Here is an 11,393-nt window from a genome sequence, read left to right as displayed (position 1 = left end):
GCGGCGGACCGGCAGCGCTCAGATGCCGAGCGGATCGACGTCGATCGCCCAGCGCGTCAGGCCGCGATGGCGGGCCTTGAGCGCCTGCAGCTGCGGCACCCATTGCGCCAGCAGGGCCTGCAGCCGCGGACGCGAGGCCGCCTCCACCAGCATCTGCAGGCGCTCGATGCCGGCCACGCGCGAGACCGGCGGCGGCACCGGCGGATAGAGCATCACGCCCTCGGCCACCGGCAAGGCGCGCGCAGCGGCCGCCGCGCCCTCCAGCCAGGCCGCGGCGATGTCCACGTCGCGCGCCTCGGCCCGCAGCAGCGCCAGATGGCTGAACGGCGGCAGTCCGGCGCCGCGCCGCTCGTCCAGCTGATCGGCGGCGAAGGCGCCGTGGTCGTGGCGCTTGAGGGCCTGGTACAGCGGATGGGTCGGGTGCCAGGTCTGCACCCACATCTCGGGCGGCGTGGCCGCGGCGGCGTCCCGGCCGGCGCGGCCGCCGGCCTGCATCAGCAGCGCGAACAGCCGCTCGGGCGCGCGGAAGTCGCTGGCGAACAGCGCGCTGTCCGGGTTCAGCGCCACCACCAGCGAGATGCGCCGGAAGTCGTGGCCCTTGGTCACCATCTGGGTGCCGACCAGGACGTCGACCTCGCCGGCATGGACCTCGGCCAGCCGGCGTTCGAGCTCGCCCTTGCCGCGCGCGGTGTCGGCATCGAGGCGGCCGATGCGCGCGCCGGGCAGCAGCGGGGCCAACTGCTCCTCCAGCCGCTCGGTACCGCGGCCGATCGGCGCGATGTCCTGGTTGCCGCAGTCCGGGCACGCGCGGGGCACCCGCTCGGTGAAACCGCAGTGGTGACACCGAAGCGTGCGCTCACCTTTGTGGAACACCCGCCAGGCGCTGCAGTGCGGGCAGCCGCTCTTCCAGCCGCAGTCGGCACAGTGCAGCACCGGCGCATAGCCGCGGCGGTTGAGGAAGATCAGGCTCTGCTCGCCGCGCTCCAGCCGCTCGCGCAGGCTGTCGAGCACCCGCGGCGCCAGCAGCGGCCCCTGGCCACCGGGCTCACGCGGCAGCACGCCCATGTCGAACAGGCGCACCCGCGGCAGCGGGCCGCCGCCGATGCGGGCCTGCAGGTCCAGCCGCTGGTAGCGGCCGTCGAGCGCCCGCTGCCAGGACTCCAGGCTGGGCGTGGCCGAGCCCAGCATCACCGGCACGCCCTCGGCATGGCCGCGCCAGACCGCCAGATCGCGGGCCGAGTAGCGTGCGCCCTCCTGCTGCTTGTAGGACGGGTCGTGCTCCTCGTCGACCACGATCAGGCCCAGGCGCGGCAGCGGCGCGAAGACGGCCATGCGCGTGCCCAGCACGATGTCGGCCTCGCCCAGCAAGGCCAGCAGCCAGTGGCGCAGACGCTGCACCGGCGTCAGGCCGCTGTGCAGGGCCAGCACCCGGCGGCCGGGAAAGCGCTCGGCGAAGCGCTGTTCGAGCTGCGGCGTGAGGTTGATCTCGGGCACCAGCACCAGCGCCTGGCGGCCGCGCGCCAGCACCGATTCGGCGGCCCGCAGATAGACCTCGGTCTTGCCGCTGCCGGTCACGCCGTAGAGCAGCTGCGGCTTCGGCCGGGCTTCACCGCAGGCGGCCTCGAAGGCGGCCAGCGCGGCGGCCTGGTCGGCGCCCGGCTCCGGCCGCTGGACCAGCGGCAGCGCCTGCGCGGCACGGGCGCGGGCGGTGGCCTCGCGCTTGCGCAGGCGGGCCAGGCGCTGGGCCAGGCCGGCCGGCTCCAGCTTGCGCAACTCGGGCGGCAGCACGGCCAGGGCCAGCTCGCCGGTGCCCCGCTGGTAGTAGCGGGCAGCGAAGTCGACCAGCGCGCACCAGCTGGCGGGCAGCGGCGGCAGCGCGTCGAAGACGGCGCCGGCCTCGCGCCAGGTCGCGGGATCGGGCGGTTCCTCGTCGACCCGCTCCGGATCCCAGACCACACCCAGCACGTCGCGGCGGCCCAAGGGCACCCGCAGCAACGTGCCGGGCGGCCAGATCCGGTCCGCACGGTACGCCAGAGGACCGGTCAATCCGGAATGCTGGGGCGTCTCGACCGCCACCCACAGCGGCAGGCCGTCGGCCTCGGTCGGGGCCGCCGGTTCAGCCCCGGACACGCGCACCGACCCTGTGGACAACTTTGTGGGGAAAGCTCAGCCCGCCGACGTGGAGGAGTCCCGCCGCGAAGTGGTGCAGCGCATCATCCACACCGACCATCCCACCCGAATATCCTTTGACCACAATCACTTGCGTTGGATTTTGCCCCGCACCGAAGTGGCGACGCCCGGGCCAGAGCCGCGCGCGGCGTGGATCGGGCCGATGGGGATAAGTCAAGCGGGAATGTGCCGTGGCGCGCGCGGCCGGAGCTCAGCCGCGCGGCGCGCGCAGGGTGCGCGAGTGGGCGTGCACCGCCTCGACCAGGGCCTGCACATGCTCGGGCGGCGTGTGCTGGTTGATGCCATGGCCCAGGTTGAAGACATGGCCACCCCAGCGGCCGTCGGCCCGCTGCGGCGAGCCGAAGGCATCCAGCACCGCCCGCGCCTCGGCCGCGACGGCCTCGGGCGTCGAATGCAGCACCATCGGATCGAGGTTGCCCTGCAGCGCGACGGCGTCGTCGATGCGGCGGCGGGCGGCCCCCAGATCGGTCGTCCAGTCCAGGCCGACGACATCGGCACCGCAGGCGGCGATGTCCTCCAGCCACTGGCCGCCGCCCTTGGTGAAGACGATGACCGGCACGCGGCGGCCCTCGGCCTCGCGCTTGAGCTGGGCGACGACGCGACGGGTATAGGCCAGGCTGAAGGCGTGGAAGGCCCGGTGCTCCAGCACCCCGCCCCAGCTGTCGAAGACCATCACCGCCTGGGCGCCGGCATCGATCTGCGCGTTCAGATAGGCGGCCACGGCGTCGGCGTTGACGGCCAGGATGCGGTGCATCAGGTCCGGCCGCGCGTAGAGCATCGACTTGACGGCGCGGTAGTCGTCCGAGCCACCGCCCTCGACCATGTAGCAGGCCAGCGTCCAGGGGCTGCCGGAAAAGCCGATCAGCGGCACGCGGGCGACCGGCTGGCCGTCGGCCGAGGTGGTGTTGCACAGCGCGCGGCGGATGCTGGCGACGGCGTCGAAGACATAGCGCAGACGCTCCATGTCGGGCACGCGCAGCGCGGCCACGGCGGCCTCGTCGCGCACCGGATGGGCGAAGCGCGGGCCCTCGCCGGCGGCGAAGCTCAGGCCCAGGCCCATCGCGTCGGGCACGGTCAGGATGTCGGAGAACAGGATGGCCGCGTCCAGCGCGTAGCGGTCCAGCGGCTGCAGCGTGACCTCGGTGGCATAGGCCGGATTCGTGGCCAGGCCCATGAAGCTGCCGGCCCGCGCGCGCGTGGCGTTGTACTCCGGCAGATAGCGCCCGGCCTGGCGCATCAGCCACATCGGGGTGTGTTCGGTCGGCTGGCGCAGGCAGGCGCGCAGGAAGGTGTCGTTGGCCAGCAGCGGCGGCTGGGCGGTGGGCAGCGCGGTCATCGCGGAATTATCGGGGCTCGGCGTCCTGAGGCCGACCGACCCCGCTTGCGCATGGTCACGGATCCGCATCGACGGCCAGTTATCCTGCACCTGCGCGCCGGGCCCGCACGGGCCGCCACGCTGCGCCGGGCAGGCGCCCGTGCCCGCGCTTCGCTCACGATGAAGGAGTCCGCACCGATGAAGTCCCCCTGGTCGACCCGGCCCCTGAGCGGCGGCACCGCCGCCTCGAACCGGCAGCGCGCCGCGCGCCTGGCCCTGCTGCTGGCGCTGGCCGGCCCGCTCGGCGGCTGCGGCTACAACGAGTTCCAGCGCCAGGACGAGGCGGTGCAGGCCGGCTGGTCCGAGGTGCTCAACCAGTACCAGCGCCGCGCCGACCTGATCCCCAACCTGGTGGCCACGGTCAAGGGCGAGGCCGGCTTCGAGCAGGACACGCTGACGAAGGTGGTCGAGGCCCGCGCCCGCGCCACGGCCATCCAGGCCACGCCCGAGCTGATCAACGACCCGGAGGCCTTCCGCAAGTTCCAGGCGGCGCAGGGCGAGCTGTCCGGCGCGCTGAGCCGGCTGCTGGTGGTCACCGAGAACTACCCGAACCTGAAGGCCAACCAGGGCTTCCAGGACCTGCGCGTGCAGCTTGAGGGCACCGAGAACCGCATCACCGTGGCCCGCAACCGCTACATCCAGTCGGTGCAGGCCTACAACGTCCTGGCGCGCAGTTTCCCGACCAATCTGACCGCCAAGATGTTCGGTTATGCGCCCAAGCCGGCCTTCACCGTGAGTGACGAGGCCCGCATCAGCACGCCGCCGTCGGTCGACTTCGGTGGCGGCCGGCCGGCCAGCCGCTGAGGCCGGCGCGGACCGGGTCGGACGGAGCGCGGCGATGGGCGATCAGCGGGCGGGCGTGGCGCCGCGCAGGCGAGACAGGGCCTGCGGCACGGGCGACGGCACGGGCAACGGCGGGTGCCGGATCCTGGCCTGGGCCTGGACCGCAGCCCGGATGCTGGTCGGCCTGCTGGGCCTGCTGCTCCTGCTGACCGGAGCGGCCCGCGCGGCCGACGCCGTACAGCCGGTGCCGGCGCTGACCCAGCGGGTGGTCGACACGGTCAGCCTGCTGAGTCCGGCCGACCGCGCTCGGCTGGAGCAGACCCTGGCCGGCTTCGAGCAGGAGACCGGCGCGCAGATCGCCGTGCTGCTGGTGGCCACCACCGCACCCGAGGACATCGCCGCCTATGCCTTCCGCGTCGCCGACAGCTGGAAGATCGGCCGCCGCGGCGTCGGTGACGGCGTGCTGCTGGTGGTCGCCCGGGACGACCGCACGCTGCGCATCGAGGTCGCCAAGCGGCTCGAAGGAGCGATCCCGGATCTGGCGGCCAAGCGGATCATCGACGAGCGCATCCGCCCGGCCTTCCGCCAGGGCGACCATGCGGGCGGTCTGCAGGCCGGGGTGCAGTCGCTGATGGCCGCCATCCGTGGCGAGGCCCTGCCCGCGCCCTCGGTCGGGGGCGGCGCAGGCGCGCCGCTGGACACCGACGGCCCGGGCTTCGACCTGCTGGTGATGTACCTGATCGCCACGCCGATCGTCGGCCTGACGCTGAGCTCGGTCTTCGGCCGCGCGCTCGGCACGCTGGCCAGTGGCGGCCTGATCACGCTGGTCGGCCTGACGGCCGGCGCGCCGCTGGCGGTGGTGCTGCTGGCCGCCGCCGTCGGCATGGTGGTGATCGCGCTCGGCCTGGCCGCGGGCTGGCTGGGGCGCCTGCAGACGGGCCACGCCGGCCGCGGGCCGGGCGGCGTGATGCTGCCCGGTGGCGGCTGGAGCGGCGGCGACGGCTGGCGCGGTGGCGCGGGCCACGGCGGTGGTGGCGGCGGCGGTGGCTTCTCCTCCGGTGGCGGCGGGGACTTCGGCGGCGGTGGCGCCTCAGGAAGCTGGTGATGACGGCACATGGCACGACGCCCACGCCCACCGGGGCCGGACGCTCCCGCTGGCGGCGCCTGTGGCGCCATCTGTGGCGCGACGCCCGCCACACGCGACGCCGGCTCGACGATGCCGCCTGCGCCCGCCTGGCCGCGGCGATCCGCACCTCGGAGAGCGGCCATCTCGGTGAGATCCGCCTCAGCGTCGAGGCCGCGCTGCCGCCCGGCTATGTCTGGCAGCGCCTGACGGCGCGCGACAGGGCATTGACCCTGTTCGGCAAACTGAGGGTCTGGGACACCGAGCACGACACCGGCGTGCTGGTCTACGTGCTGCTGGCCGAGTCCACGATCGAGATCGTCGCCGACCGGGGCCTGCGGCGCCGGGTACCCCCGACCGAGTGGGACGCCATCGTCGAGGCCATGGCCGCACGGCTGTCGACGGGCGCCGACGGACGCCCTGGAGCGCTCGAGCCGGCGCTGCACGAAGCCGTGCAGCGGCTGGATGCGCTGCTGCGGCGCCACTGGCCGCTGCCGGACGGCCTGGCCGCCAATCCGGACGAACTCGCCAACGTCGTCGACCGCCGCTGACCGGACGCTCGGCGACCGCCGGAAACGACACACCCCGCAGCCGTTCCCGGCCGATGGCCGGGGCGACTGCGGGGTGTGCGGGGGATGCCGGCCCGGGCGCACGCGGCACCCGGAGCGTCAGATCACTTGCGGCGCAGCTTGGCGATCGCGGCGATCTGTGCAGCCATCATCGCGAACTCGCTCTGGGCCTTGGCCAGATCGATGTCGCTCTTGGCGTTGCGCATCGCTTCCTCGGCCAGCTTCTTGGCCTCGGTGGCCTTGGCCTCGTCGAGGTCATGGCCGCGGATCGCGGTATCGGCCAGCACGGTCACGCGGTTGGGCTGCACCTCGAGGATGCCGCCGGCCACGAAGACGAACTCTTCCTGACCGTTGTCGGCCCGCTCGATGCGCACCGCGCCCGGCTTGATGCGGGTGATCAGCGGCGTGTGCTTGGGCAGGATGCCCAGCTCGCCGTTCTCGCCCGGCAGCGCGACGAACTTGGCCTCGCCGCTGAAGATGTTCTCTTCAGCGCTGACCACGTCGACGTGAATGGTTGCCATGGAGATTCCTTGAAAAGGGTCAGAAAGCCTGTGAGGGGTGCAAGGAGCAAGCAGTCGGTCGTCCGGCTAGGCGCGCCCCACAGCCGTACACCCGTACGGCGAGGAGCGCAACGACGCTGGGCGGCCGAATGCGCCGCTCATTGCGCCGCTCACTGCATCTTCTTGGCCTTCTCGAAAGCCTCGTCGATGGTGCCGACCATGTAGAAGGCCTGCTCCGGCAGGTGATCGCACTCGCCGGCGACGATCATCTTGAAACCACGGATGGTTTCCTTCAGCGGCACGTACTTGCCCGGCGAGCCGGTGAACACTTCCGCGACGTGGAAGGGCTGCGACAGGAAGCGCTGGATCTTCCGGGCGCGGGCCACGGCCAGCTTGTCTTCCGGCGACAGCTCGTCCATGCCCAGGATGGCGATGATGTCGCGCAGTTCCTTGTAGCGCTGCAGCGTGCCCTGGACGGCGCGGGTGGTGGCGTAGTGCTCCTCACCGACGACGTTGGGATCGACCTGGCGGCTGGTCGAGTCCAGCGGATCGACGGCCGGGTAGATGCCCAGCGAGGCGATGTCACGCGACAGCACCACGGTGGCGTCCAGGTGGGCGAAGGTCGTGGCAGGCGACGGGTCGGTCAGGTCATCCGCCGGCACGTACACGGCCTGGATCGAGGTGATCGAGCCGACCTTGGTCGACGTGATCCGCTCCTGCAGACGGCCCATTTCCTCGGCCAGCGTCGGCTGGTAGCCCACGGCGGAAGGCATGCGGCCCAGCAGCGCGGACACTTCGGTACCGGCCAGCGTGTAGCGGTAGATGTTGTCCACGAAGAACAGCACGTCCTTGCCTTCGTCGCGGAACGACTCGGCGATGGTCAGGCCGGTCAGGGCCACGCGCAGACGGTTGCCCGGGGGCTCGTTCATCTGGCCGTAGACCATGGCGACCTTGGACTCGCCCAGGTTCTCCAGGTTCACGACGCCCGAATCGGCCATCTCGTGATAGAAGTCGTTGCCCTCACGGGTCCGCTCGCCCACACCCGCGAACACCGACAGACCGCTGTGGGCCTTGGCGATGTTGTTGATGAGCTCCATCATGTTCACGGTCTTGCCGACGCCGGCGCCACCGAACAGACCCACCTTGCCGCCCTTGGCGAACGGGCAGATCAGGTCGATCACCTTGATGCCGGTTTCGAGCAGGTCCTGCGACGGGCTCAGCTCGTCGTACGACGGGGCCTTGCGGTGGATCGAGGCCGACAGCTCCATGCTGACCGGACCGCGCTCGTCGATCGGGTTGCCCAGCACGTCCATGATGCGGCCCAGCGTGGCCTTGCCCACCGGCACGGTGATGGCCTTGCCGGTGTTGCTGACGACCAGACCACGGCGCAGGCCGTCGGACGAGCCCAGGGCGATGGTACGCACCACGCCGTCACCCAGCTGCTGCTGCACTTCCAGCGTCAGCGCCGAACCTTCGAGCTTCAGGGCGTCGTAGACCTTGGGCATCTGGTCGCGCGGGAACTCCACGTCCACCACGGCGCCGATGCACTGGACGATCTTGCCTTGTGCTTGCGACATTTCAGATTCCTTCAAACAGTATGCGTTGCGTGGCGGCTGCGATCAGCCGCTGATCGCGGCGGCGCCGCTGACGATCTCGGACAGCTCGGTCGTGATGGCCGCCTGGCGGGTCTTGTTGTAGACCAGCTTCAGTTCGGCGATCAGGTTGCCGGCGTTCTCGGTCGCGGCCTTCATCGCCACCATCCGGGCCGACTGCTCGGATGCCATGTTCTCGGCCACGGCCTGGAAGACCAGCGCCTCGATGTAGCGCGTGATCAGGTCGTCGATGACGGCTGCGGCGCTGGGCTCGTAGATGTAGTCCCAGCCATAGGCGGCCTTCTCGGCGGCGGTCTGCTCCAGGCGCTCGGCCGACAGCGGCAGCAGCTGCTCGACGACCGGCTCCTGCTTCATCGTGTTGATGAAGCGGGTGTAGCAGAGGTAGACCTTGTCGACCTTGCCTTCGACGAAGGCATCCAGCATGACCTTGACCGGGCCGATCAGACGCTCCAGCACCGGCGCGTCGCCGAGCTGGGTCACGTGACTGACCACCTCGGCGCCGACCCGGTTGAGGAAGCCGAAACCCTTGTTGCCGATGGCCACGACCTGGGCCTTGCCACCGGCATCCTGCAGGTCACGCAGCTGGTTCGTGACCGCACGCAGCACGTTCGTGTTCAGGCCGCCGCACAGACCCTTGTCGGTCGTCACGACGATGAACCCGGTGACCTTCGAAGCCCCGTCGTCCTTCATGTAGGGCGACTGGTACTCCGGATTGGCCTGGGACAGGTTGGCGGTGATGTTGCGGATCTTGTCCGCATAAGGACGGGCCGCACGCATGCGGTCCTGCGCCTTGCGCATCTTCGAGGCCGAGACCATTTCCATGGCCTTGGTGATCTTCTTCGTGTTCTCGAAGGATTTGATCTTGCCCCGGATTTCCTTTCCGACTGCCATTACTTGCTCCTTGTATCGGACCCGCCGCCCGGCGCGGCGCCGGCTCGGCCGGGCCGCGTCAGACGTCCCCGCTGGGGGGCAGCGCCATGGGCGCCACGGGCGGCGTTCATGATCAGGCGAAGGACTTCTTGAACGCGGTGATCGCGTTGTTCAGCTCTTCCTCGGCACCCTTGTCCATGGCCTTGTCGTTCTCGAGCTTGGCCAGCAGGGCGGCATGGCTCGAACGCAGGTGCTGGTGCAGGCCGTGTTCGAAGGCCAGGACCTTCTTGACCTCGACGCTGTCCATGTAGCCCTTGTTCACCGCGTACAGCGAGGCAGCCATCAGGCTGATCGGCAGCGGCTGGTACTGGGCCTGCTTGAGCAGCTCGGTCACGCGGGCGCCACGGTCCAGCTGACGGCGGGTGCTGTCGTCCAGATCGGAGGCGAACTGCGCGAAGGCGGCCAGTTCACGGTACTGCGCCAGGTCGGTACGGATACCGCCCGACAGCGACTTGATCAGCTTGGTCTGGGCCGCACCGCCGACACGCGACACCGAGATACCGGCGTTGATCGCCGGACGGATGCCGCTGTTGAACAGGTTGGTTTCCAGGAAGATCTGACCGTCGGTGATCGAGATCACGTTGGTCGGCACGAAGGCCGACACGTCACCGGCCTGCGTCTCGATGACCGGCAGCGCGGTCAGCGAGCCGGTCTTGCCCTTGACGTCACCCTTGGTGAAGGCTTCGACGTAGTCGGCGTTGACGCGGGCGGCACGCTCCAGCAGACGGCTGTGGAGATAGAACACGTCGCCAGGGAAGGCTTCGCGGCCCGGCGGGCGGCGCAGCAGCAGCGAGACCTGGCGGTAGGCGACGGCCTGCTTGGACAGGTCGTCATAGATGATCAGGGCGTCCTGGCCGCGGTCGCGGAAGTACTCGCCCATCGTGCAGCCGGAGTACGCCGAGACGTACTGCATGGCCGACGACTCGGAGGCGGTGGCCGCGACGACGATGGTGTAGTCCATCGCGCCGTGCGCTTCCAGGGAGCGGACCACGTTCTTGATCGACGACGCCTTCTGGCCGATGGCGACGTAGACGCAGGTCATGTTCTGACCCTTCTGGTTGATGATCGTGTCGATCGCCACCGCGGTCTTGCCGGTCTGGCGGTCGCCGATGATCAGCTCGCGCTGGCCACGGCCGATCGGAACCATCGAGTCGATGCACTTCAGGCCGGTCTGGACGGGCTGGTCCACCGACTTCCGTGCGATCACGCCCGGCGCGACCTTCTCGATCACGTCCGTCATCTTGGCGTTGATCGGACCCTTGCCGTCGATCGGCTGGCCCAGCGCGTTGACGACGCGGCCGATCAGCTCGGGGCCGACCGGCACTTCCAGGATGCGGCCCGTGCACTTGACGGTGTCGCCTTCGGCGATGTGCTCGTACTCACCCAGAATCACGGCGCCGACGGAGTCGCGCTCGAGGTTCAGGGCCAGGCCGTAGGTGGCCACGCCAGCGGCGGTGGCCGGGAATTCCAGCATCTCACCGGCCATCACGTCGGACAGGCCGTGCACGCGCACGATGCCGTCGGTGACGGACACGACGGTGCCCTGGTTCTTGATGTCAGCCGAAGCGCCAAGACCCTCGATGCGGCTCTTGATCAGTTCGGAAATCTCAGCGGGATTCAGTTGCATTGCATTCTCCAAGTTGTCCGTCCCCGGCATGACCGGGCATGACGGGCATGACGCGTTCCCGCTGTCCGACTGATGGGTCGCAGGCCGCTGCCGCGCGAGGCAGGCAGCAGGCAACGGCCTGAAAGGGCGGCGCGGTACTCGTGGCGCGTCAGGCCGTCAGGGCGACCTTCATCTGTTGCAGCCGGGCCTTGACCGAGGTGTCCAGAACCTCGTCGCCGACGACCACGCGGACACCACCGATCAGCTCGGGGGCGATTTCCACGGTGGCCTTGAGCTGGCGACCGAAGCGCCGCGCCAGGGCACCCACGATCTCGTCCAGCTGGGCCGGCTCGATCGGGAAGGCGCTCTGGATCAGGGCGTCGGCACTGCCGTTCTGGGCGTTGACCAGGGCACGGAACTGCGAGGAGATCTCGGGCAGCGCCTCGAGGCGACCGTTCTCGAGCAACAGGCCCAGCAGATTGCGGGTCCGGTTGCCGAGGGCCGTGCGCACGGCGGTGCCGATGACCTCGACGACCTGCTCGGCGCGGGTGCGCGGGTCGGCCGCGAAGGCCCGCAGCTGCGGGTCCGCGGCCACCTGGGCGAGCTCGCCGAGCTGGGTGGCGATCGACTGCGCCTCGCTCGCCGGCGCGGACTTGAACAGCGCTTCGGCGTACGGGCGGGCGATGGTTGCGAGCTCGGCCATG

Annotated in this window: 10 protein-coding genes; 3 read left to right on the top strand and 7 right to left on the bottom strand. The window is 70.5% G+C overall.

What is annotated here, in order from left to right:
• Positions 1-18: 18 nt before the first annotated feature.
• Both AACH11_RS10825 and hemE read right to left on the bottom strand, forming a co-directional pair.
• Positions 19-2,130, bottom strand: a complete 2,112-nt coding sequence (locus tag AACH11_RS10825; protein ID WP_341374235.1) for a primosomal protein N' — start codon at positions 2,128-2,130, stop codon at positions 19-21.
• A gap of 250 nt (positions 2,131-2,380) precedes the next feature.
• Positions 2,381-3,526, bottom strand: coding sequence for a uroporphyrinogen decarboxylase (gene hemE / locus AACH11_RS10820; protein WP_341374234.1), 1,146 nt, complete (start codon positions 3,524-3,526; stop codon positions 2,381-2,383).
• Positions 3,527-3,703: 177 nt separating this feature from the next.
• Between hemE and AACH11_RS10815 the strand changes: the two genes are divergently transcribed.
• The 3 genes from AACH11_RS10815 to AACH11_RS10805 all read left to right on the top strand — a co-directional run bounded on the left by AACH11_RS10815 (position 3,704) and on the right by AACH11_RS10805 (position 6,022).
• Positions 3,704-4,369, top strand: a complete 666-nt coding sequence (locus AACH11_RS10815) for a LemA family protein (RefSeq protein WP_341374233.1) — start codon at positions 3,704-3,706, stop codon at positions 4,367-4,369.
• A gap of 151 nt (positions 4,370-4,520) precedes the next feature.
• Positions 4,521-5,453, top strand: coding sequence for a TPM domain-containing protein (locus AACH11_RS10810; protein ID WP_341374232.1), 933 nt, complete (start codon positions 4,521-4,523; stop codon positions 5,451-5,453).
• Positions 5,453-6,022, top strand: a complete 570-nt coding sequence (locus AACH11_RS10805) for a TPM domain-containing protein (RefSeq protein ID WP_341374231.1) — start codon at positions 5,453-5,455, stop codon at positions 6,020-6,022. Before AACH11_RS10810 ends, AACH11_RS10805 begins: the two co-directional genes overlap by 1 nt.
• Positions 6,023-6,144: 122 nt before the next feature.
• Here AACH11_RS10805 and AACH11_RS10800 read toward each other — a convergent pair whose 3' ends face one another.
• The 5 genes from AACH11_RS10800 to AACH11_RS10780 form a co-directional block, all read right to left on the bottom strand.
• Complete coding sequence (locus AACH11_RS10800; RefSeq protein ID WP_341374230.1) at positions 6,145-6,561, bottom strand: F0F1 ATP synthase subunit epsilon; 417 nt, start codon at positions 6,559-6,561, stop codon at positions 6,145-6,147.
• A 149-nt stretch (positions 6,562-6,710) separates the two neighbouring features.
• Entirely contained in the window at positions 6,711-8,117 is a 1,407-nt protein-coding gene (gene atpD / locus AACH11_RS10795) for a F0F1 ATP synthase subunit beta (protein WP_341374229.1), read from the bottom strand.
• Between the two features lie 42 nt (positions 8,118-8,159).
• Positions 8,160-9,044: a F0F1 ATP synthase subunit gamma gene (gene atpG / locus AACH11_RS10790; RefSeq protein ID WP_341374228.1), complete on the bottom strand. Its 885-nt coding sequence runs from the start codon at positions 9,042-9,044 to the stop codon at positions 8,160-8,162.
• Positions 9,045-9,156: 112 nt separating this feature from the next.
• Positions 9,157-10,710 carry a F0F1 ATP synthase subunit alpha gene (gene atpA / locus AACH11_RS10785; protein WP_341374227.1) on the bottom strand — a complete coding sequence of 518 codons (1,554 nt, stop codon included), beginning with the start codon at positions 10,708-10,710 and terminating at the stop codon, positions 9,157-9,159.
• Positions 10,711-10,858: 148 nt separating this feature from the next.
• The gene (locus tag AACH11_RS10780; protein ID WP_341374226.1) at positions 10,859-11,392 is read right to left on the bottom strand and encodes a F0F1 ATP synthase subunit delta; all 534 of its coding nucleotides are present in this window, start codon (positions 11,390-11,392) and stop codon (positions 10,859-10,861) included.
• Between the last annotated feature and the right edge of the window lies 1 nt (position 11,393).

This window comes from Pseudaquabacterium rugosum (assembly GCF_038066575.1).
Taxonomy (GTDB): Bacteria; Pseudomonadota; Gammaproteobacteria; order Burkholderiales; family Burkholderiaceae_C; genus Pseudaquabacterium; species Pseudaquabacterium rugosum.
The sequence above is the reverse complement of the archived record's forward strand: the minus strand, read 5'-3'. Positions and strand labels throughout refer to the sequence as shown.

Coding starts and splice junctions, on each gene's coding strand:
- AACH11_RS10815 (WP_341374233.1), top strand. CDS start 3,704: ATGAAGTCCCCCTGGTCGACCCGGCCCCTGAGCGGCGGCACCGCCGCC.
- AACH11_RS10810 (WP_341374232.1), top strand. CDS start 4,521: ATGCTGGTCGGCCTGCTGGGCCTGCTGCTCCTGCTGACCGGAGCGGCC.
- atpA (WP_341374227.1), bottom strand. CDS start 10,710: ATGCAACTGAATCCCGCTGAGATTTCCGAACTGATCAAGAGCCGCATC.
- atpG (WP_341374228.1), bottom strand. CDS start 9,044: ATGGCAGTCGGAAAGGAAATCCGGGGCAAGATCAAATCCTTCGAGAAC.
- AACH11_RS10800 (WP_341374230.1), bottom strand. CDS start 6,561: ATGGCAACCATTCACGTCGACGTGGTCAGCGCTGAAGAGAACATCTTC.
- hemE (WP_341374234.1), bottom strand. CDS start 3,526: ATGACCGCGCTGCCCACCGCCCAGCCGCCGCTGCTGGCCAACGACACC.
- AACH11_RS10805 (WP_341374231.1), top strand. CDS start 5,453: ATGACGGCACATGGCACGACGCCCACGCCCACCGGGGCCGGACGCTCC.
- AACH11_RS10780 (WP_341374226.1), bottom strand. CDS start 11,392: ATGGCCGAGCTCGCAACCATCGCCCGCCCGTACGCCGAAGCGCTGTTC.
- atpD (WP_341374229.1), bottom strand. CDS start 8,117: ATGTCGCAAGCACAAGGCAAGATCGTCCAGTGCATCGGCGCCGTGGTG.